This is a genomic window from Saccharicrinis carchari (genome assembly GCF_900182605.1).
Lineage (GTDB): Bacteria > Bacteroidota > Bacteroidia > Bacteroidales > Marinilabiliaceae > Saccharicrinis > Saccharicrinis carchari.
Map to the genome: position 1 here is coordinate 101,242 of NZ_FXTB01000011.1, position 22,340 is coordinate 123,581.

The window sequence follows — 22,340 nt, forward strand, 5'->3', positions numbered from 1 at the left end:
ATACTTAACTTTGAAAGCATTTCTTATGACTCGTTCCATGTGTTATAAATTAACAAAACCATTATAACCAGTGTAAATCTTAATCATCTACATTATGATCTACTAATTTGCTGTGATCCCCTGATAAGGTGGTGCAGGCTATGCCGGTTTATACTTCTATACTTTAGAATTCTTTCATTCTTTCAATACACTTTCTTAACGAGTCTCTCCAATATGGGATTTCAATTCCAAATTCCTCTTTTATAAGCGCTTTGTTCATTACTGAATAGTAAGGCCTTGCTGCAGGCGTGGGATAATCCTTTGTCTCAATTGGTTTTACACAGCAGTCGATACCGGCTATTTCCATTATAGCACTTGCAAAATCGTACCACGAAGCTACACCTTCGTTGGAATAATGAATCAATTTTGAACCACATCCAAAACTTGGATGCTGGCAAATGGTTAAAATGGTTTGTGCCAAATCCGCCGCGTATGTTGGCGTTCCAATCTGGTCAAAAATTACCCCCAACTCATTTTTCTCACGACCTAATCGCATCATTGATTTTACAAAGTTATTCCCATAAGAAGAGTACAACCAAGAGGTACGTATCACCGCTCCTGTGATTTTTGAATTAAGCAAATACTCCTCCCCCTCGCGCTTGGTTTTACCATAAACACCTATTGGTGCTACCGGACAATGCTCCTCTAATGGCTTAAAATTGTGTCCATCGAACACGTAATCTGTTGAAATATGTATTAGTTTTATGTTCTTATCTTCACAGACAGAAACTAAATTGCTTACAGCCAAAGCATTTAATGCCCTTGCCGTTTCAACATCCTCTTCTGCTTTATCAACTGCGGTGTAGGCCGCACAATTAATGATTACATCAATAGGATTATTCTTTACGAATTCCTGTATTGCATCTGCATTTAGGATATCCAGCTCATTAACGTCTGTAAAAATAAATGAATGGCTTGACTGATCTGATAAAGCTCTCAATTCCGAGCCTAACTGACCATTGGCACCTGTCACTAAAATATTCATACTTAAAATGGTATGTTTGTATCTTTCAAAAATTTCAAAATCTTATCCTTGCCCGAAAGTAAGATAGCATCTTCGTTGATCTGCCAATCCACATTAATTTCCGGGTCGTTCCACGCGATACCGGAGTCATGATCCGGAGCATACCAGTTATCCACCTTGTACGAAAAAATGGCTGACCTACTCAGCACGATAAACCCATGTGCATAACCTCGAGGCACAAACAACTGTCGTTTATTTTCATCAGAAAGCAGCACAGACACATGCTGCTTATAAGTTGGAGAATTCTTTCGCAGGTCAACGGCTACGTCTAACACTTCGCCTTCGATGCACCTAACCAACTTGGCTTGATTATACGGTGGCAACTGAAAATGTAAACCTCGTAAAACCCCTCTACTTGAACGTGATTCGTTGTCCTGAACAAAATCAATTTTGCCCACATTATCTTCAAACTGCTTTTGATTAAAAGATTCAAAAAAATAACCCCGCTGATCTCCGAACACTTTAGGTTCGATAATCACACATCCTTCTAATTTTGTTTTTATAAATTGCATTTGTTATCGTTTGGCAATTGACATTAAATATTGGCCATATTGATTTTTAGCCAATTTCTTTCCCTGTTCAATTAATTGATCTTTGGTAATCCAATTTTGATGATAGGCAATCTCTTCGGGACAGGCCACCTTTAATCCAATCCGTTTTTCCAGCGTTTCAATAAAATGGCTAGCTTCGAGCAGGGACTCATGGGTACCCGTATCTAACCAGGCAAATCCACGGCCCATCAACTCCACTTTTAACCTTTCTTCATCAAGGTAAACCTGATTTACCGTCGTTATCTCTAACTCCCCCCTTGCACTTGGCTTAATCGACTGAGCCACTTTGATTACATCATTAGGGTAGAAATATAAGCCAACCACGGCATAATTCGATTTTGGCTCTTCCGGTTTTTCTTCAATGCTTGTAACCATACCGTCCTTATCAAAGGTACAGACCCCATAACGCTCCGGATCGTTCACCCAATAGCCAAAAACAGCGGCTTTATTCTCTTCTGATATAGTTTTAACGGCATTACCCAATAGCTCTACAAAGCCATGACCATAGAAAATATTATCACCCAATACTAAGCAGACATCATCGTCTCCAATAAAATCTTCACCTAAAATAAAAGCCTGTGCCAATCCATCCGGAGATGGTTGAACCACATAGTCCAAAGTAATTCCCCATTGTTTTCCATCGCCCAACAGACGGATGAATCCTGCTTGATCTTCGGGAGTTGTGATGATTAATATTTCCTTGATACCTGCCAACATTAGTACAGATAAGGGATAGTAAATCATGGGCTTGTCAAAAACAGGCAATAGCTGTTTGGATGTCGCTAATGTGATGGGATGTAAACGTGTGCCAGAACCGCCGGCTAGTATGATGCCTTTCATAATATTAGCTCTTTTTATATGAGTAAATCGCACACTACAAGGTTATGATAGATTTCATTTTTTTAAAACTTTCACTGGCGAATGGCCAAGATTGCTTTGCTGCAAATAATAACAGAGCACTGCCAAGTAAATTGCATTTATACCAGAAGAGAATATGTGCCCAGCCAATGAACCAATTAATATGTATTGACTAACAAAAAAAAGTCCTATTGCGTTTTTTCTAGTAAATGCAAATATTGTTTGGCGCAGTAGAATAAAAAACAATCCAAATCCTATAAGCCCTGAAAACAAATATAAATCCACTAAGCCCATCTCTGAAACAGGCATATCAACATAAGTACCGCCAATAAAAATGTTATACCATTTCCATTGTGCTAACAATGGAATCACACTTTGTTCAAATAAGAGGTTACGTTTGGAGGTAATAGCATACAATAATCCTTGATCCAGGTACCTTACATAGAAGAAACTAAAAATACCCGAAACGTAAGCGAAAATACAAAAGGCTATAATAGTAAGTACAATGCCTAGTATTTTTTGATTAATGGAAATCCGTTTTATGGAAAAAAACATGAATAAAGAGTAGCAGAACAAGTAGAGCGCTATCGCCTTAGTTCCAAGAATTAAGGATGCAAACAGCAGTAATATAAGTGAAACGGTATACTTAATACTTTTTTCTTTAAGCATTACACTACCAAAGTAAGTAACCCCAATCATCCAGAAAAATGTAATCTCATTTTGAGTTGAAAACGGTGGTTTGAATCCAAAACGATTTCCATCATAAGTGTAAAAATAAGATAAATCAAATGCAAAGGCAACTATTACTATTACAGCCGATAGAATAAATATACTTTCAAAAATTACTTTAATGTCACCCCATCTAAACTTAAAAGACTGAATACCCACGAAGAGCAACATGGGGAAAATATACTTATTTCCTTCTTTAAACAACTGAAATAAATGATTGTAACTTATTGTAGCACTTGTTGAATAAATACTTAAACCATATGCGATTATAGGAATAATAGAAAAGCACAGAATCATTAATAAAAAAGAGCGTCCCCACCCTCTGATCAACAATATTAAAATAAGAATAACCTCTACTATTCCCTTACCATAATAGGAAATACTATTGCTACTATTTAAACCTTGAGTTTGATCGGTGTAAAAATTGACCACATCCAGAATAAAAAAAAGAGACATGGCATATGATACACCGTGCCTCCTAAATAAGTTCTTTATTCCGCTACTATTGAGATACGACTTCATTAAATAATTCTTCGTATTGAGATACAATCCTCTCCCAACTATAAAGCTTTTCAATTTTTATAAAATTTGCGTTTACAAATTCATCCCTTTTGTCGTTAGGGTAATTTACTATCATATGCCTAACATCTTCTTTTGTTTTGAAATATACAGCATCATCGCCCAGAATTGATCTATTAAACAAATTATCATTGGCACAAATTAAAGCGCCTGAACCCATTGCCTCTAATAAACTTGGATTAGTTCCCCCAACCGTATGCCCGTGAAAATAAATATGAGAGAAATATCTTAGGTTGTTGAGTATGTTTATATCATAAACCCCTCCTACAAATCGAATATTTGCATTGTGTTTATACTTTCTCTTCAAATAATCACCATACTTTGTTTTATGATTACCTATAACAAGAAATGATTGCCCTTGGTTTGCTAAATCAATACCATTCAAAATAATTTCAATGCTATTTTCCGGCTCCAACCTGGCGATCAACATACTGTACTGATGGGCTGTAACATCATACTCCTTAAGACAATCAACCGAATAATCCTTTACTACATGCGATCCATAGGGGATATATGTAGAATTCTCATTATATTTATCTTTCAAATATTTTTGAATCCCTATTGAATCCGCCACCAAATGATGACTATATTTAACACCCAACTTTTCGGCATATAACAGAAACTGCTGTACTTTTTTAGAATACTTAGTCCGCCTCCATTCCAAACCATCCATATTGGTAACCACTTTGGTCTTGTTAGGAAGCAGTTTTCCCCAGATACTGCTACTTGTATATCCTAATTGTAGGATGATATCAAATCCTCTTTTCCTTGAGTCAAGAATACAGTTTAAATCGTATATAAACTGGCCTGATGTTCCAATTTTTTCTTCGGGATCGTATTTATGTATAATTTTTACACCCTCCCACGTTTTCTCTTGATAGGGATGATAATGACTATTGTAGACCGAAACATCATGCTCCTTATCCACTAAGTATTTGGCTAAATATTCGGCAAACTGTTCAAATCCCCCATAGTAGTTTGGGATACCTCTTGTACCTATTATTGCTATGTTCATTTTAACGGACTAACAAATATCGTCAAGTGCGATCTGAAATCTATTGATATAGGCCTCTTCAGTATACATATGCTCATAGAGATCATTACCTTTCCTTGCAATATTTTTACATAAATTATTTGAATTTAAAACTTTCTCAAGTGCTGTAACTAATGAATCAACATTGTTTGGTTCAAAATAAAAACCAGACTCCCCATCATTAAAAATTTCCGCAAGACCTCCGATCTTTGATGCTAATGTTATGGAACCTACACTCATCGACTCTATCGCAACCAAGCCAAATGATTCCGGCTTTTTGGATGGTATCACAACAATATCCGCCCATTCATAATCCGAGCTTGGAAAATTACTAAATCCTCTAATATCAACAATTCCTTCAAGCTTATTATGCTTTATTAAGTCGTATATTTCGTTTTTATAATGATTCTGATTATCAAAAACATCGCCTATAATCCTCACTTTTAGGGAATATTTAGATTTTAAGGCAACCAATGCTTTTAATAATATATCATGACCTTTCATTGAATTAATTCGACCAATTTGTAATATCTTAAATTCGCCAGAGAACGCACGCTCCTTAAAATCGAATCCTTTTATGCCATTCAAAACAACCTGCCCTTTATTAAGCTTCGTAAAAGCATTTTTTGTCGCTTGCGAAACAAATATGCAATTAGTCTTAGAGAATAATAGGAGCTTTTCAAAAAACGATCTGATTATGCCATCAACAATTTCATGTATATGAACAATACATTTTGACTTACTAAACCTGCTTGCAAGCAAATAATCAAAAACTACAATTGAGTTAATATAAATAAGGTCGAAAGAATTACAAAACTGTACTTTTTTGGGTAATATAAAAAGGCCGCGCAAAACATTACTGAAATTAAATTTCTTAAAGTCACTCTTTCTTAATACTGCCATTGGTGAAAATATGACTTCATCCGCCAATCCCTCCTCAATAATTTTGGAACTTAATATACCTTCTACAGGTAAATGAACGGTTATGTGTATATCACCGTACCGCTTTCTAAAGCCTTTAAGTGAAAGCATGAACATTCTATCTGACCCGTATAATTCATATCCTTGATGAACACATAAAATATTCTTCATTATCTTTTCTTTAATACTCTTGCTGGCACACCTCCTATAATAGAATTTGGTTCATATATCCCTCGAGATACAACAGAACCAGCAGCAATAACGCAACCATCTTGCACAATGACTCCATCTAAAATTGTTACTTTAGCACCAATCCAACAATTATTTCCTATTTTTATTCCACAACGATTCACCCCTTGATTCTTAATCAACACGTCAAGTCGGTTAAAATTATGGTTTTCAGCATGAAAGGACACCCAGTTTCCCATTATTGTATCATCGCCAATTATAATTCCCCCGGCACATCCAAAAAAACCATCAGTTCCCAAACTAGTTCCATTTCCAATATGGATTCCTATCCCAGGATTAAAAAGGGATCCAGAACATTCTATTCTTGTATTTTTACCAATACTTACATTATTACCAATAATAACACCTTGCTCTGAGAATGCATCTATATAAGCATTAGATTCAATCTTAACATTATTCCCGATCTTAAATAGATTTTTAGCCCTGATTTTTACACTATAATGTATAAAATTATACCTGAAAAAAGGAAATGTTAATACCCACCCTCTTATTGCCATTAGTAGATAACGGGATAATAAATTAAGAATATAACCCAACGGTAGGCTTTTACTTAATCGAGCACCTTTTTTAAAAACTACTCGTAATATATAATTTAGAATATTTACGACCAAAATATAACTATTGCTATAATTTTATAATCTTGTTTACTTTCACATTCAACTTTTCGCTTTCATCTTTTAAAGGTGTTAAAGATAAAATCCAAATATAATACTCCACTGTAGAAGTAATAAAACTTCCTGTAAATTGATATAGAAAGATGAAAACAAATAAATTTTTATTGAATAAAGATAATTTATCAAAGAATCTTATAAATAGTATTAAGGGTAGTAATATTCTAAATAAGAAGAAACCTAAAAAACCATATATCGCAAGCGTTTCGGCGCTTGCATTAGGTAATGAAACACGCTTCCAACCTTCATTATAATTATAAAAAGCTCGTATATATTTTTCTCCAACAATTTTAATTTGACCAAGACCTATACCAAAAATTAAACTTTTTGAATTAGCCATTACAGTAGCAAGGAAAAATGCATCCGTTGTTCTTCCACTACCGGAACTATCTTTTCCTTGAATTAACAAGTTAACACGTGTTGAAATAGGATTATGCGTTATAAAAGTAAGAGTACCAAACAATGATAAAATTAAAAACATATATACCAATGCTTTCTTGACTCTACGTTTAATTATACTAAAACCATATACTATAAAAACAGATAAAAATAGTAATGCAATTGCACCTAATGAAAGAGTCAATAAATAGGGGATTAGCACCAAAATAAATAAAACATATGATTTAAAACCCCTATAATTAGCATAAATATCGGAAATGTAGTAAATCAGAACGGGTGTGGATAATAATGCATAGAATGAGGGTTCATAAACTAATCCTTTATAGCGCGGAATGTTTAATAATCCCAAGCCGAAATTATGCCACCTGTAAAACAGGCCACTTTCAGGCCAAAAGAAGAATGGGATACTAACAATAAATAAAATAAATCCAATTTTAGCAATCCATTCAAAAATTACAGCAAATTCATTCTTATTTATGAGTATATACCTGTGAATAAAAAAACAATTAATCAATACTATTATCAAAAGAAGCAAAGTTTTGACATATTCGAACAAGTTAATTCCTATTGCATAATGAAATGCAAAATATAACAAACTGACAATAATTACATAAAATAAAATTCTTGAATATTTTTTATTCAACAATACCTTATCAAATCGTAAAATTGATAATATATTAGTATACAACAATGGCATTGGAAGTCCAAGTACATTAAAAAACTGAAATATAATTGCTATTGCAATGTTTTTCTTAATAATCATTAGTTGAGAAACTTACTTATCAATATCTAATTAAATTTCGCAGACAACTTCAAAAAAAACTCTTGGCAAAGATTCCAAATACTCATTAAATGCAGTGTTTTCTACAGGTAGAAACTTCTTAAAGGTAGCTGACTTTGATCCGCAAATGTTGGCATATATCCCAATACTGCTTGCTATATGGTAAAAGCACACATTTTTTTTAAAAGTATAAGCCATGTTTTCCAATGTCTGGTCTCTTTTTAGGTAAATTACAGTTATTTCATTCGAAAAAGTTTCTAATAACTCTGTAAATGCGTTTTGAGATCCCTCAAACTGATAATGCACTGGATGAAACTTTATATATACTATTGTTTCATTTTTACTAACTAAATATTTGAGTAATTTTTGAAGCGCATACAAATAGTCATCCAATTTTAATAAATTTGCTTGTGCGAAAGCTTCGAGAACAATTACGCTCAAGCGACTTTTGTCTTTATAATTTGTACATTTCTCGAACGGCAATGTTAATATCTTTTTATTTGCAATATCAGGAAATGCTAGTTCTGAAATTGCATAAAAATCTTTAAATTTATTATTCCTACATTCATAAAAATCATATATTTTACTTCCCAGCATTGGAAAATTAATCATATAAAAAATATTTCGCAACCATCCTAACAAATATATTTTTCTAGAAAAAAACGATATATGCAAACTATTTTTTCTTTCAACACTGTGGTAACTAACCATCCCTTCTTCCATATAACTGTATGAGTGGCACGATTCCATCCTTGTCAACAGTTGAAATATAGGAAATCCACTAGATGGTATATATAAGTCAAATTGCTTTGAACTTAAAAACGTTAAAATCCTATTTCTTAGATTATAAACTTTTATCCATGATTTAAATATACATAAAGAAGGTATCAACTCCGGCAGTGAGAATACATTATCAAATTCACTAACTATGAATTTTCGTAAAGTAAGTATGTATATATCTTCATTTCTTAATTTATAATCTTTGACAATCTGCTTAGTGATTAATAATGCTATTGGACTATGTATAACAAAAACACTTTTCATTATTGAGAATTTTTCAAGCTTTTCTTAAACAACCATGGCATTGCATAAACACTAGAACTCAAGACCCAAGTCAAAATAAATGTTAGAAAATATGAAATCAGTGAAGCTTTTGCAGCACCAACAATTCCTTCGTACTGAATACCAAAGTATACAAATGCTAAATGTATTAAACCCGTTGTAAGTGTAATTTTTGCTAGTAACTTTGTTTTATTGGCGTAAAATATATAATTAACAACCATTAAATACATACCATGAAAAGCAGCTGCAAAAGCAAAATATGGAATTAAATCTAATGCTTCAACATATTTTTCCGTTGCTATGATTTTCAAAATATATTTTGAAAATAAAGACACAAAAGTTGCCAATACCATAATAAGTCCAAAATAAACATATGTATACTTCACAAGCGCTACCTTATTTTCAGTTGATATATTGAGCAATTTCCTATATAAAAATGGTTGGTACGCTTGATTAATTGCCATTGCTAACATTGAAATTCCAAAACCTATTTGATATCCTGCAGAGTATATCCCAACAGCAGAAGCTGTTAAAAGCTTCATTATGACTATCCGATCCACCCCATTTCGTAACCAAAAACTTAGTTGGTGTGGAATCAGTGGAAAACCAAAGTTAAAGGCCTCTTTAAAATATGCATAATTAAAAACATAGTTAACATACTTATTTTTAATCAGAAAAAAAATTGAATAGCAACCAAAAAAAGAAGTAGCTAGAATAATCCCAATAAAACGTCCTTCATGGTTATAGAAAAAAACTGTAATTAAAACCAGAGATATCACAATTTCTAAAATCATGTTTGAAACTTGGAGAACACCATATTTTATCGCCTTATTTTCCATTTTCAATACTCCTGTAACTATAACATAAAATTGCTTGAAAAAAGCGATAAAAAAACCTATAAAGACCCAAACTACATCAATTGCAAGTAATTTAGCTATTACATTCTTAAATGCAATTAGCACTATTAAAACTACACAAGAAGATATAATAAATAAAACGATAGATGATGAGATAAACGCAGATAAGTCATACTTACTTAACTTATAAAAGTTGACGTTTATTACACCTTGCACACTGAGTCCAGAAAATATTAACATAACAAAAATATATGTTGTATAAAGAGATAGTATGCCATATTCATCAGGAGTTAAATACCTAGTCAGAATGGGTAATAAAATAAAAGGAATTCCTTTATTGAAGAATTCCGTTAACATATAAACAAATGAATCTTTAAATAATCTATTGATTTTCATAGATTATTCATTACAAAATTCACTATACATAGTTATCACATTTTCCATCTCATCTGTATGAGCATAATTATCCCCAATATGAATTGCAATATCATAGATATAATTTGGTATTCTTGTTTTATATTTTGCTCGAATTGCTCTCTTTATTTCTTCAACCTGTTGAGATATAGGTCTATTATTTGAAGCCTTTCGTCTAAAATTAGGTTCAGAAATAAAAACTCTTAGGATGCCAATCTCGCAATTATAATTATTCATTGCATTCAGTTTCTTTTTAATCTTCCAATCTTCAATATCATCACAAGCATAAATTTTAGATACGAACTCCTCAAAATAATCTTTCTTTAAATTCATTCTTTTAAAACTTAAAACTCCATTCGACTTTTGAATATCAGAAATAATCTCCGAAAAAAACTCCATTACAGGCGGCCAAATAATAAATGTAAAGTAACATTTACTATCTTGAATTACCATTTCCACTCTTTTATTAATTAAATTAATTTCGTGCTCACTAAAGCCATTACTTTTAAACCAATTAATATCATACACTGCCTCATTTTCTTTTTTATCAAAATAATTCCTATTGGCAATATTAACACTGACAAATTGTTCCTTGAAGTAAATTGCGCATGCAAGTCTATGAGATCCGTCTAAAATACTTCCTTTTCTTGAAATAGGTATTTCTGAATAATTATCAAACCCATTTATTTGAATACTATTTATTAATTGGATGAATCTTTCTTTTGCTCCATCATTTAATCCGTCACTCCTAATATGTTGCATTTTATTATATAAATCCCACCCAAAATCATTTATTTTGTAATAATTTTCAATTGCCAACAGTCGCACAACTGAATCACATCTATTAAACCCATTAATCGTAAATTGTTTAGAAATTAGTTCCCTAACATTCATTTTAAAAATGATTTCAGGAAATTTATCTCCCAGCCAAGACTTTCTTCTTAATCCAATATTTTCTAATGAATTTATTAACTTTTCTTTAAGTTTTGGAATGGATAGAAAAATTAACGGAAAAAATATAGGAACTCTTAATAAAAATATAATCCTTTTGTATAGTGGTGCCAGTAAATCCAATCTTTTAAACGCATATGCTTTTTGCCAATTTCGCAATAAATAATACCAATGCTGTTGCTTTTTGGGAAATTGAACTACCTCAGCAATTCTAAAAATTAACTCATTATCGCTAGAAAGAAAATAAATCCCACCTACACATACTCGACTTTTCATTACGTGTTCTACAAAAGTAGTCGATATGTATTTATTATACGATAAAATGTCAATCTGAAGTACTAACTTACCATTTTTCTCAAAACGGACTTTACAATTTCCTTCCTTTCGAATTACATAGTACTCGCCACTTCCCACCTTAATTTTTTCCGCCTCTTTAATGAGTTTTAATTCATCAGTTTTTAGAACAACAATATCTATATCGTCAAATATATTTTTCCTGAGAATCTCATCCCCTTTTCTAAAGTCTTCTTTAATAACTACATAAGCCAAACTTGATATTCTAACGAAAAAACTCCTTAATTCCTGCTCTACGTCTTGCATTTTTGCCATATCCATATTACATATATGAATTATCCATTAAAATAGATACAAACTCCCTAACAGCTCCTTGTCCACCATTTTTAGAAAGATGAATAATACCCTGCACTTCCTTGATTTTTTTTAATGCATTTTGTGGGCATGCAGCGTATCCAACCTTAGAGAGCAAATCAAAACAATTAATATCATCCCCAATATAAGCTACTTCATCCAAATCCACACCTATCTCTTTACAAATAGATTGAGCAGCAGCTAACTTACCATCATGCTCTTTACCCTGATATAGATAATCGACTTTTAATTTTTTTGCTCTTTGTTCTACTATTTTTGTATTCTCAGAGGTAATTATCCCTGTTTTGATTCCCACATCCCGTAATAACTTAAACGCCATTCCGTCATGGGTATTAAACTTCTTTAATTCATCACCAGATTCAGAATAGTACATTCCTGCATCTGTCATAACACCATCCACATCCGATATAAAAAGCTTAATCTTCTTTTTTGTTTTCTTTAGGATATGTTTTTTCATTAGAAATTCAGCAATGATCCAATCATCTGGCTCATCAATCTCCGTCATCGTATATTCTGGCATTCGATATATTTCAATCTTACCCGATAAACGATTCCTAGTCTTCAAAATATTATTTACGGTATTTACATAAAATGCACCGTTTTCTATATATGTCCCTTTGAAATCTTGCCTTCTAGGTCGATTCTTATAATCATAGTTTAAAGTTTGACCTTCTATGCTCCAAAAAAAACGTTTTACAAGTGAACCACTAAGTAACGAATCGGAGCCAGACGCTCGCAATTGCTTTATTCCCGATGTAATATCATAGGCTCTAAGAAATGGAGATGTAGCTTGTATCAGTACAAATTGATCTTTCTTCGCATAACTCGTATGATTTAAATATTCAATTATTACACTCTCTGTTGATGAATAATCCTGGGCATTTTCTTTAGATCTTTCATAAACGCGACATTTACTAAATGCAAAACTATCTACAACTAATTTTATTTCAAGACTATCCGTGGCAACAATAACTTCATCTATCAAATCAGATTCCTGCGCAGCCCTTACCGTCCAATAAACTAATGGCTTCCCACAGAATTCTTTTATGTTCTTTTTGGGTATGGATTTACTTCCTCCCCTTACAGGTATAAATGCAATTGTTTTCATTTTTAAAATTACTATCTTACTTAGCTCTATACTTTAACTTTTCTCTTTGCACCTTTTCAATATCAAGAATATCTTCTTTCTTAAAAGTCAAGGATTTATGGACTGCACTTAGATTCCTCACTAATCTACGAACTCCTTCAGGTTCCAACGACGCCGCATGATCCGTACCTTTCCAGGTTCTGTCAAGAGTATAATGTCTTTCAATCCAGGTCGCACCCAATGTGTATGCTGCAATGTCCACTGCTATGCCTAAATGATGACCTGAAAAGCCAATTTCTTTTACACGGCCTTTATAACTATCGATTAACCTTGTAATTTCTAATAAGGCAACATCTTCAAAAGGCACAGGATATCCCGAGGTGCAGGCATATAATACTACATCCCTATTTCTGCCTTTCTCTTCAAAAAATCTAATTAAGATATCAATTTCATCTTTACTTGTCATTCCAGAAGATACATGTATCTCTCCTACATAGTTTTCACATAACCAACCCAACATCTCATAGTTATTATTACAAGCTGATGGGATTTTAATTAAATCGGGTTTTAACGATGCAATTTCTTTTGCTGAGTCTAAGTCCCATGTTGACGTTGACCATACAATTCCTAATTCTTCAGCATATTGCTTTAATACTTTATTTTGCTCCAAACTAAATTCTAAGAACTCTCTATGCTCTCCATAGGTTTCACCATATGAGTTTGCAGGATTTGGATGTGGAGCCTTATACTGTTCTTCTGTCAATAAATTCCGATTATTTCGTTTTTGAAATTTAACAACATCTGCATTACAAAAAATCTTTGCAACCCTAATTAACTCTTTTGCTATTTCAAGATCGCCTTTATGATTGCAGCCAATTTCAGCTATAACTCTTGGTTTTTGATAATTCATTTTAATTTTCTTTTTTTTTATTTAAAATCGTATCACTTTTACTCTATATCAACCTAAATAGTCGTTCTTATGTTTCCACGTGACACTTTAACTAAAACTAACCCAACTCCAATAAAAACACCAAAAAATAAAAACATTAGGACAATAATTTTTTTTCTAGGTGCTGATTTTTCATAAGAAACTTTAGCCGGATCCAGTATGGTAAATACCGGTGTTTCTTCCTTTACGGCAATTTTAGCTTGCTCCAGTTGCTGTGCCAATCCTTTATATACTGCTGATGCAATATCGTAAGCGTCACTTAGGCGCTGGTACTCGGCATCGATACGTTCCGATATCATATTGCGGTGCCTGTCTTTATAATCGTAGAAAGCCTCCCGGGCACTTTCATATTCCGCCTTTTTCTCATCAAAGCGCTGCTGCACGAATTCCAGGTTTTGTTGCACTTGCTGAGTCTTATAATCGATCACATATTTCTGCAACAGATCAACCGCTTTTTGAACATATTGAGCCGTTAATACCGGTTCAGAGGCTTCAACGGCAATGCTCACCAAACCTGTTTTATTATCTACCTCAATTTGAATCAAGTCTTGAATTGATCCAATGGCTTTCAATTCCTCTTCTGTCAGCTTTAGTACACCATAGTCTACTGATCTTTCCCCCTCTTTCTCATCATTTCCGGATAAAATCGCATCTTTTAATGTCCATGGGAATTTAATGGTGTATTTGGCCAGCTTGGCACCAAGCGATTCAATAGTGTCAGCCACCACATAATTGTACAAAGAAACAGGTTCGGGATACTCTTCAAAATTAAACTTTTCGTGTATTAACTCATTTAAAAAAGGATAGCTATTAACGACCTGGGGATAAATCTCAGCTGGTATAGCGGAAGCATCTCCCATCATAGCTCCCAGGTTAATACCCGCCATACCGGCCAGGACACTTAAATTACCCAAACTACCGCTTTTTTTCTCTGCCGATGGCAGCAAGGTTGCAGAAGCTGAATATTTTGCCGGGCTGGTAAAAGCATATACCAAACCTATAAATACACAGATGCCCACGGCGTAAAAAATGGTTTTCCGCCCGTCCCAGATGGTTTTTACCAGGGCAATCAGGTCTATTTCATCGTCTTTGATGATTGGGGAAGAAGCCCCGGCCTCCCCCCTGCCCCCTCCGAAAGAGGGGGAGTTGGAAGTCTTGTCCAGTGAGATTTCTTCGGCTTTGCGGGATGCTTTTTTTGACTCTGGTATGTTGTTTTTATCTTGGTTCATTTTTGTCAACTAATTATCGCTGATTACAACGAATTATTTGATATATAATGTTTTTCCTACGCTGTCAATATGTTCTTTTAGCGCGGGTTTGGTAATGTGTTCAAAGATAATCAAGCTCTTGTAATATCTTTCTATTTTAAACCACTACCCAAGTCCCGCCTTTATCCGGCCCTATCCTTTTTATTACATTTTGGCTTCTTAACCGATCGAGATCCCTAAGAATCGTCCTGCGAGTAACGCCTGTACGTCCTGCCAATTCATCCACTGTGATCAATGCGTTCTTAGCAATAGAAGCAACAATTAAACGGTGCCTGTCGTTACTGACATTTTCAGTGACATTTTCAGTGACATTTTCAGTGACATTTTCAGTGACATTTTCAGAAAACACAGTCACCATAAAACCGTCGGAGATATTCCTAAATTCCGGAACAGGTAGGTTAACGCCTCTAAAATAATTAAGGATACGCTTAATACCGGAACCATATTTTTCAATCAGGCCCATATCCTTACTAAAGTCAGCTAAAACTTTATTACGCGGTGTTGAACGGTAATTATTGCTCAACAAATCCTCAACCGAAATCGTATCCGGTAATCGTCCGGGATTGTAGAACTCAATGCGCTCATTAAAAATTTTAACAATCGAATCTGAACTTGACCGGTAGTCCCTATGTAGGATCATGTTAATGACAACCTCCCGGATTGCTTCCAAGGGGTATTGCCATTTTTGAATATTTTTCGCCTCTCCGGTAATAATTACCTCTTTGTTAATATGCTTCCGAACAAAATCGATAACAACATCAACTTGAGTCAGAATATCTGATTTTGAGCGGACTGAATCCTTAATAGTTATCTCATCCTGAAAACGACCTAATTCAATGGTGGTATTAACCGAATCTTTTTCTTTAAATAATAAATAAGCGGCATTTGTTAATTTATTATCACGGATTAAATCATATTTCATAAGGAAGGCCAAAGGATCTTCGTGTATAGAAAGCTGATTCTGCTTCATGACCTCGATAGCCCTTTGTACTTTTTCAAGTGAAATATCATCGATGACATGCAAGGGATCGGGGAAAGAATCCCAACTCATATTAATCGACTTCAAATGTAAATCTACCACTTCAGATACCAATAAGGGATGATTGGAATTTTGTATTCGCTTATAATAACGCCCCTTGGTTGACACAGGCTTGACAGGATATTCATCGCAAGTAATAATCACTAAATTTTTATTATCTACAGAAACAACCTCGACATCAGGGATAAGAACAGGTGCGGTTTTATTCTTCACTTCATTCACCCAATTCACGATGGTCTCCTTCCCTAACTGCACTCCAGTTAATTCGCCATTATCAGCAACGCCAACCAACACACTGCCACCTTTGGTATTCGCAAATGCAACCAATGACACAATTGTTTCCGTATTGAATGAAGACTTAAATTCGACATGAATTCCTTCACCATTACCAATTATATCAAGAATAGATTGTGCGGTCATCACTTTAAAGATGTTCTATTAAAAATTGTTTTAATTGTAAATTTTATCTTGGTTCATTTTTGTCAACTAATTATCGCCGATTACAACGAATTATTTGATATATCATGTTTTTCCTACGCTGTCGATATGTTCTTTTAAGGCGTGTTCATTAATACGTTCGTAAATGACAACATCAAATATAACCATCCTGAACTCTTTGCTCTATAACCGGTCGTGGTCCGACAACGTTCTGATAACCTTTATCTTTTAAATTCCAGCTTAATTCATAAGTATATTCTCATTATAATTATTGATTTATGTGGTCCCGATGCATCGGGAGAACTGGCCGATAATGTTTTCCCTCCCGCTTGTGCGGCTCGTTTGAAAGGCTTTTATCAATCCTTGTTGCTCAATATCGTTCAGTTGGTTCTTTTCAATGATCTTCCCATCTGCAACAGCGCTTTTCTATAGTTATTGAAACGTTGCTTCCATCGGATATCGTCCATGCTCAACGGTTTTTTCTCAAATTATAAACTGATTCGACTATCGGTTCATATTGGCAATGGTGGCTATGGTAAGTCCGATGGATGCCATGGCACTTCCGATAGATATCCACATTTGTGGCGATATACCCTCGCGTTCCGGTTTTAGCGGCACTATAATTTCAGAACCCGGTGTTACTTTAGGGTAGTTGCGGAAAAATAAGAAGCCTTTGGTACCCGATGCCGAGCCATTGGGGTATACCACATATACCTTTCCCTTTTTTGCCTGCATACCAAAGCCGCCACTATCCCATATATAGGATTTTAATGATTTACCCTGCACGTAATTCGATGATATCGGGTTCAATACCTCTCCTGAAATTTTTACCGTTTGTATATTCTTTGGTACCGATAGCTCATCGCCATCTTTTAAAAATACATCATCGCGACTATTCCGTTTTTCCAGCGCATCCGAAAGACTTATCCCCACCACTTCAAAATCCATGTCGGTAAACACCAGTGTACTGTCCCTTTCGAGCAACTCTGCACGCAAACGTTTTTGTTTTTCACTTATTCTTACGCGTCGGGTAAGCATGGCACCTTCAGGGTAAGCATCGGGCGTTAAGCCGCCGGCCCGGTCTATCAAATCCGAAACGCGTTCTTTTGTAGAGGTCAAGGAGTACTCCCCGGCATAAGCTACTTCGCCTGTTATCTTAACTATAGATGGCTTGCTATAGCCCGGCAGTTTTCGTATAAACACCTGATCGAAGGGTTGTAGTTCGTAGGATGCCTCTGTGGGATCAAATTGAAGGTTACGGGGCACTTTAATCTTAGCCACGTGAGCCAATCTTTCGCTGACCGCTGACCCTTCCTCCACCGATAATTTTCGTGCCACTTCAATGTAAGCGTCCGATGCCGATTTTAAAAAGCCGCCTGCCTCGTAAACTAAATCGGCCACTGTCATACCCTCCTTATAATCGTACTCGTTCGGCTTTTGCACTTCTCCATATATACGAACGGTTTTAAATTCCGTAAGATCGTGAATAGAGGATATGCTGATAATGTCATCTTTTTTTATCTCGACATCCGTTTTTCCGCTCAAAATATCTTTCACGTCAAAAGCAATACTTTGCAGATTCCAATCGTCTTTTACCCGGGTAATTAAGCCCCTATACAAACTGGCATCCTCCCTAACGCCGTCGGCACGTTGTATCAGTTCCGACAATTTTAGCCCTTCGGTAACCTCATAATCGCCCGGACGGTACACAGCACCTTTAATAGTAGCCATATTCTGGAAACGTTCTATAATTTTACCCACCACAATACTGTCGCCGTTATTTATGCCTATGATGTTTGCATCATTGAGCAATACATCCTTGAAAAGCATATCTCTGCCTGTTTTGCGGTAAAGTTGCAGGCGATGTGTATAAGCATCTTCGGTAAAGCCTCCCGCAAAATTAATGATATCCTTTACTGTTTCTCCATCTTTAGCTTCAAATAGCCCTGTACGCTTGAGTTCTCCCTCCATTACAACCCTTTTAATATAGGGCGAAACTAAAATTACATCGGCATCTCTTAAGCGAACATTTACTGCGGAATTACCGTTTATCAAATAATCATAAACATCGAGGCGCGAGATTACATTGCCATCCCTAAGTAATTTTATCTCCCTAAAGGAGCCCGATGGGTTGGGGCCGCCAGCGAGATAGAGGGCATTAAAAAGAGTAGATGCCCCCGAGAGGGTATAGGTGCCGGGGGCAAAAACTTCGCCTATCACATTTACATTAATAGGCTTTATATCGCCTATATTTACACTGGCAAAAGTTCGCGGAGTACTTGCCTCCAGGTCGCGATAGATAAGCACCAACTTACTTTTTATTTTTTTAGTAGCCGTTTCTAAGCTTAGCCCTCCAACCGAAATAGGTCCAATATTAGGTATATTTATATTCCCGCTTCTGTCTACCTGCAATTGATAACTTTGTTGCGATGCACCCCACACATCCACAGTTAGCTCATCACCGTTACCGATTAAATACCCCGGAGATACCGCGCTGTTAACTCCGGGTTCAAAAGATAGGTTTTCGTTATTGAAAAATGAAAAACCAAATATACGCTGGTCTATTTTGGCCGAATCAATAGGAGACTTAGTGCTAAATCCCTCATTGAAAGGCTCTAGTTCGTCTGTATATTGTGGAGTTTTACTTCCCTTTTCCCCATTCATTCGTACATACTCTTCAATTTTTTGCTTTAGTTCACGAATTTGCGACTCCGACATGCCACGGGCACGTGCCAAAGCCAAAGCTTCCTGTTCCGACAGCCCTCGTTTTTCCATTTCAGCAACAATACGCCCTATCTCTGAGTTAGTGAGTGCACTCACATTAACATCTTTTGGATTTGTATTTTGCGCTACGGGATCTGCCGCAAAAAGGCTAAAAACAATAAGCGTGAGAAGACAAAATTTAATTTTCATGAATATTTTGTGTTGTTGACTTTACTATTTAATTTGTCACTTTAGATATTGAGTCCGTTGATAGCTGGTAATCAAGGGCGATTTTATTTACAGGCGACAAAAGTAAGCAAAAACTTTTATCCTTGCACAGTAAAAAGTCTTAATATCAATTTGTTTCGTTAAATTAGGTTTTATCGTTTTGGATATTACAATTGCGTTTTGATATAAGAAACGGGGGTTGATTTGCAGCGTGATTAAGGGAACGGGTCTGTTTGACAAGGCATTTACTACCCCAACCCTAAAGGGAGTTTACGGACAGCTTGGTATCTGGGGAAACCGTGGTACCCTACACACTTGTTACGGAACGGGTCTGATTAGCAGCTTGCTTATACAGACCCGTTCCTCTGTTACTTATTCGTTACGCCGCAAAAATCCAGGACTACCTTGTTATCGGGTATGCTTAAGCCCTTAAATTCATCGTGCGCCACCAGAAAAACAATAATGTCGGCTTTTTTGATGGCTTCGCGATAATCCGTTAACTTAAATATCTGATGCTCCTCAATATTCGGTTCTACAAAATAAACCTCTTCGTCGTTGATACCTTGTAACACACGCTGTGCAATATATTTCGCAGGCGATTCCCTAAGGTCGTCGATATTAGGCTTAAAAGCCAATCCCATAATAGCAATTGATGCCGCAGCGCCATTTTTAAGTTCAAAGCTTTGCTTCACTTCTTCAATCTTTTCTGCTACCCAAAACGATTTATAATTATTGGTTTCACGTGCTTTTCCAATCATTTGTGCCTCTCGCGGATAATTGGACACAATAAAATAAGGATCCACCGCAATGCAGTGTCCACCAACTCCACAACCGGGCTGTAGGATATTAACACGTGGATGCTTGTTGGCGAGCTCAATCAGTTCCCACACATTTATACCCGCCTTTTCGCATATGATGGACAACTCGTTGGCAAAAGCTATCTGCACATCGCGGCTTGCGTTTTCAGTCAATTTACACATTTCCGCTGTACGGGCATTGGTGGCATGTAACTTACCTTGTACAAACTGCTCATAAAACGCAGTCGCTTTTTGGGTACTTTGCTCGTTAACCCCGCCAATAACCCTATCGTTGTGTACCAGCTCATGCATTACGTTACCCGGCAGTACGCGCTCCGGGCAGTAGGCCAGATAAATTTTATCTTTTAGTTCGGGCCGTGCCGAAAATATCAGCTTTTCCATTTTTTCGGTAGTTCCCACCGGCGATGTGGATTCAATAATATACAAGTCGCCTTCTTTGAGCAAGGGTATCACATTTTTGGTTGCCGCTTCTACATAGGAAATGTCGGGCTCATGATCTCCCTTAAATGGAGTAGGCACCACTATTAAATAAACATCAGCCGCTTTCACTACCGTTGATGCACTTAAAAAACCTTGCTTAACCGCCTGGTCCACATAGGTGTTTAATTCGGGTTCCACAATATGGATTTCGCCCCGGTTGATTGTCTCCACTATTTGGGCGTTGATATCCATACCATATACTTTAATTTTGTTATAGGCAATTAATGCACTTGTAGGCAGGCCAATGTAACCCAGGCCAAGGGTAGATACGGTAATATTCTTCATGGTTTTAATTTGGTATCAAGTAGTGAATATCAAGATTACGTGCAAAGTAGTAAGTTCAATACATCGCCGTGCGAAACACGTTAATGGAAGTGTCTCGGCCTAACAGGAGGCATGTTAAAGTCCGAAAAAATTCGGCTTTACTGTTTTACTAAATAATCGACTATGCGTTCCGATGCTTTGCCGTCGCCGTAGGGGTTGTGGAGCATGGTCATTTTATTATATCGGTTTTGGTTGTCCAATAAGTCGGTGGCCTCGTGCAGTATTTTATCTTTATCGGTGCCTACCAGAATTACTGTTCCTGCCTCTACCGCTTCGGGACGTTCGGTGGTATCACGCATCACCAAAACGGGCTTGCCCAAGCTGGGTGCTTCCTCCTGCACCCCGCCACTATCGGTAATAATTAAATAGGCTTTGTCCATGAGCCATATAAAAGCTTCGTAAGGCAACGGAGCAATGAGGTGAATGTTGGTATTATCGCCCAATATGGAATACACCGGCTTTTGCACATTGGGATTCAGGTGTACCGGATATATTACCTGCACATCATCCCGTTGGGCAATGCGGTTCAAAGCATCGCAGATATCAAGAAAACCTTGTCCGTGATTTTCTCTTCGATGGCCGGTAACTACAACCAGCTTTTTATCGGCATCAATTATTTCCTTTAACTTGTTGATGTCCTCATTATCCTGAATACGGTTAACGATATCCACACTTTCCAGTAGAGCATCGATAACGGTATTTCCGGTAACCACAATGGCGTCTTCCGGTGTTTTTTCGCTCAGCAGGTTGCTTTTAGACATAGTAGTAGGCGAAAAGTGATAATCTGCAATTTTACCTGTGATTTGCCTGTTGAGCTCCTCAGGGAAGGGCGCCAATTTATTGTAAGTGCGTAGGCCGGCTTCCACATGGCCTACTTTAGCTCCGCTATAAAATGCCGCCAATGCAGCAGCCGTAGAGGTGGTAGTATCCCCATGCACCAATACATAATCGGGCTTAAAGTCTTCGAGCACCGGTTTCAGACCATTGATAATATCACCCGTTAAGGAATGTAAGTTCTGATTGGGCTTCATTAAATCCAAATCGTAATCGGGTTTAATTTTAAAAAAATCCAACACTTGATCCAGCATTTCGCGATGCTGTGCGGTTACACAGACCCTGGTATTGAAATGACTACTGTTTTTATTAAACTCCCTGACTACAGGTGCCATTTTTATGGCTTCGGGCCTGGTTCCGAATACAATGAGAACTTTTTTCATGT

18 protein-coding genes are annotated in these 22,340 nt (G+C 36.0%); all 18 read right to left on the bottom strand.

The genetic code is table 11. The annotated features are described in order from the left end of the window. Window positions 1-163 precede the first annotated feature (163 nt). Window positions 164-1,024, bottom strand: coding sequence for a dTDP-4-dehydrorhamnose reductase (rfbD, locus tag FN809_RS16045; protein WP_142534552.1), 861 nt, complete (start codon window positions 1,022-1,024; stop codon window positions 164-166). A gap of 2 nt (window positions 1,025-1,026) precedes the next feature. Beyond that, window positions 1,027-1,575, bottom strand: a complete 549-nt coding sequence (gene rfbC / locus FN809_RS16050; protein ID WP_142534553.1) for a dTDP-4-dehydrorhamnose 3,5-epimerase — start codon at window positions 1,573-1,575, stop codon at window positions 1,027-1,029. Window positions 1,576-1,578: 3 nt separating this feature from the next. Continuing rightward, window positions 1,579-2,454, bottom strand: coding sequence for a glucose-1-phosphate thymidylyltransferase RfbA (gene rfbA, locus FN809_RS16055; RefSeq protein WP_142534554.1), 876 nt, complete (start codon window positions 2,452-2,454; stop codon window positions 1,579-1,581). Window positions 2,455-2,508: 54 nt separating this feature from the next. After that, window positions 2,509-3,657 carry a hypothetical protein gene (locus tag FN809_RS16060; protein ID WP_142534555.1) on the bottom strand — a complete coding sequence of 383 codons (1,149 nt, stop codon included), beginning with the start codon at window positions 3,655-3,657 and terminating at the stop codon, window positions 2,509-2,511. Window positions 3,658-3,703: 46 nt separating this feature from the next. Then, entirely contained in the window at window positions 3,704-4,795 is a 1,092-nt protein-coding gene (locus FN809_RS16065; protein WP_142534556.1) for a DUF1972 domain-containing protein, read from the bottom strand. Between the two features lie 9 nt (window positions 4,796-4,804). Then, entirely contained in the window at window positions 4,805-5,905 is a 1,101-nt protein-coding gene (locus FN809_RS16070) for a glycosyltransferase family 4 protein (RefSeq protein ID WP_142534557.1), read from the bottom strand. Next, the gene (locus FN809_RS16075; RefSeq protein WP_142534558.1) at window positions 5,905-6,480 is read right to left on the bottom strand and encodes an acyltransferase; all 576 of its coding nucleotides are present in this window, start codon (window positions 6,478-6,480) and stop codon (window positions 5,905-5,907) included. The genes FN809_RS16070 and FN809_RS16075 overlap by 1 nt, the downstream gene beginning before the upstream one ends. Before the next feature lie 127 nt (window positions 6,481-6,607). Beyond that, window positions 6,608-7,816 (bottom strand): hypothetical protein, encoded by a 1,209-nt coding sequence (locus tag FN809_RS16080; protein ID WP_142534559.1) that lies wholly within the window; start codon window positions 7,814-7,816, stop codon window positions 6,608-6,610. Between the two features lie 30 nt (window positions 7,817-7,846). Beyond that, window positions 7,847-8,878, bottom strand: a complete 1,032-nt coding sequence (locus tag FN809_RS16085) for a polysialyltransferase family glycosyltransferase (RefSeq protein ID WP_142534560.1) — start codon at window positions 8,876-8,878, stop codon at window positions 7,847-7,849. After that, window positions 8,878-10,149: an oligosaccharide flippase family protein gene (locus FN809_RS16090; protein ID WP_142534561.1), complete on the bottom strand. Its 1,272-nt coding sequence runs from the start codon at window positions 10,147-10,149 to the stop codon at window positions 8,878-8,880. Before FN809_RS16090 ends, FN809_RS16085 begins: the two co-directional genes overlap by 1 nt. Window positions 10,150-10,152: 3 nt before the next feature. Beyond that, window positions 10,153-11,733, bottom strand: a complete 1,581-nt coding sequence (locus FN809_RS16095; RefSeq protein ID WP_185957589.1) for a hypothetical protein — start codon at window positions 11,731-11,733, stop codon at window positions 10,153-10,155. A 1-nt stretch (window position 11,734) separates the two neighbouring features. After that, on the bottom strand, window positions 11,735-12,895 hold the full coding sequence (locus tag FN809_RS16100) for an acylneuraminate cytidylyltransferase (protein WP_142534563.1): 1,161 nt from the start codon (window positions 12,893-12,895) through the stop codon (window positions 11,735-11,737). 16 nt (window positions 12,896-12,911) lie between these two features. After that, window positions 12,912-13,784, bottom strand: a complete 873-nt coding sequence (locus tag FN809_RS16105) for an N-acetylneuraminate synthase family protein (RefSeq protein ID WP_142534564.1) — start codon at window positions 13,782-13,784, stop codon at window positions 12,912-12,914. Window positions 13,785-13,837: 53 nt separating this feature from the next. Further along, the gene (locus tag FN809_RS16110; protein WP_142534565.1) at window positions 13,838-15,052 is read right to left on the bottom strand and encodes a Wzz/FepE/Etk N-terminal domain-containing protein; all 1,215 of its coding nucleotides are present in this window, start codon (window positions 15,050-15,052) and stop codon (window positions 13,838-13,840) included. Window positions 15,053-15,188: 136 nt separating this feature from the next. After that, on the bottom strand, window positions 15,189-16,550 hold the full coding sequence (locus FN809_RS16115) for an AlbA family DNA-binding domain-containing protein (RefSeq protein ID WP_142534566.1): 1,362 nt from the start codon (window positions 16,548-16,550) through the stop codon (window positions 15,189-15,191). Between the two features lie 522 nt (window positions 16,551-17,072). Beyond that, complete coding sequence (locus tag FN809_RS16125) at window positions 17,073-19,481, bottom strand: SLBB domain-containing protein (protein WP_142534567.1); 2,409 nt, start codon at window positions 19,479-19,481, stop codon at window positions 17,073-17,075. A gap of 386 nt (window positions 19,482-19,867) precedes the next feature. Continuing rightward, window positions 19,868-21,082, bottom strand: a complete 1,215-nt coding sequence (wecC, locus tag FN809_RS16130) for a UDP-N-acetyl-D-mannosamine dehydrogenase (protein WP_142534568.1) — start codon at window positions 21,080-21,082, stop codon at window positions 19,868-19,870. A gap of 137 nt (window positions 21,083-21,219) precedes the next feature. After that, window positions 21,220-22,338 carry a non-hydrolyzing UDP-N-acetylglucosamine 2-epimerase gene (wecB, locus tag FN809_RS16135; RefSeq protein WP_142534569.1) on the bottom strand — a complete coding sequence of 373 codons (1,119 nt, stop codon included), beginning with the start codon at window positions 22,336-22,338 and terminating at the stop codon, window positions 21,220-21,222. Window positions 22,339-22,340: the final 2 nt, after the last annotated feature.

Excerpts from the sequence above, each read along its gene's own strand:
- wecC (WP_142534568.1), bottom strand. The coding sequence starts at position 21,082 with ATGAAGAATATTACCGTATCTACCCTTGGCCTGGGTTACATTGGCCTG.
- FN809_RS16105 (WP_142534564.1), bottom strand. The coding sequence starts at position 13,784 with ATGAATTATCAAAAACCAAGAGTTATAGCTGAAATTGGCTGCAATCAT.
- FN809_RS16080 (WP_142534559.1), bottom strand. The coding sequence starts at position 7,816 with ATGATTATTAAGAAAAACATTGCAATAGCAATTATATTTCAGTTTTTT.
- FN809_RS16125 (WP_142534567.1), bottom strand. The coding sequence starts at position 19,481 with ATGAAAATTAAATTTTGTCTTCTCACGCTTATTGTTTTTAGCCTTTTT.
- FN809_RS16095 (WP_185957589.1), bottom strand. The coding sequence starts at position 11,733 with ATGGATATGGCAAAAATGCAAGACGTAGAGCAGGAATTAAGGAGTTTT.
- rfbA (WP_142534554.1), bottom strand. The coding sequence starts at position 2,454 with ATGAAAGGCATCATACTAGCCGGCGGTTCTGGCACACGTTTACATCCC.
- wecB (WP_142534569.1), bottom strand. The coding sequence starts at position 22,338 with ATGAAAAAAGTTCTCATTGTATTCGGAACCAGGCCCGAAGCCATAAAA.
- FN809_RS16100 (WP_142534563.1), bottom strand. The coding sequence starts at position 12,895 with ATGAAAACAATTGCATTTATACCTGTAAGGGGAGGAAGTAAATCCATA.
- FN809_RS16060 (WP_142534555.1), bottom strand. The coding sequence starts at position 3,657 with ATGTCTCTTTTTTTTATTCTGGATGTGGTCAATTTTTACACCGATCAA.
- rfbD (WP_142534552.1), bottom strand. The coding sequence starts at position 1,024 with ATGAATATTTTAGTGACAGGTGCCAATGGTCAGTTAGGCTCGGAATTG.
- FN809_RS16090 (WP_142534561.1), bottom strand. The coding sequence starts at position 10,149 with ATGAAAATCAATAGATTATTTAAAGATTCATTTGTTTATATGTTAACG.
- FN809_RS16115 (WP_142534566.1), bottom strand. The coding sequence starts at position 16,550 with ATGACCGCACAATCTATTCTTGATATAATTGGTAATGGTGAAGGAATT.
- FN809_RS16075 (WP_142534558.1), bottom strand. The coding sequence starts at position 6,480 with ATGGCAATAAGAGGGTGGGTATTAACATTTCCTTTTTTCAGGTATAAT.
- FN809_RS16085 (WP_142534560.1), bottom strand. The coding sequence starts at position 8,878 with ATGAAAAGTGTTTTTGTTATACATAGTCCAATAGCATTATTAATCACT.
- FN809_RS16065 (WP_142534556.1), bottom strand. The coding sequence starts at position 4,795 with ATGAACATAGCAATAATAGGTACAAGAGGTATCCCAAACTACTATGGG.
- rfbC (WP_142534553.1), bottom strand. The coding sequence starts at position 1,575 with ATGCAATTTATAAAAACAAAATTAGAAGGATGTGTGATTATCGAACCT.
- FN809_RS16110 (WP_142534565.1), bottom strand. The coding sequence starts at position 15,052 with ATGAACCAAGATAAAAACAACATACCAGAGTCAAAAAAAGCATCCCGC.
- FN809_RS16070 (WP_142534557.1), bottom strand. The coding sequence starts at position 5,905 with ATGAAGAATATTTTATGTGTTCATCAAGGATATGAATTATACGGGTCA.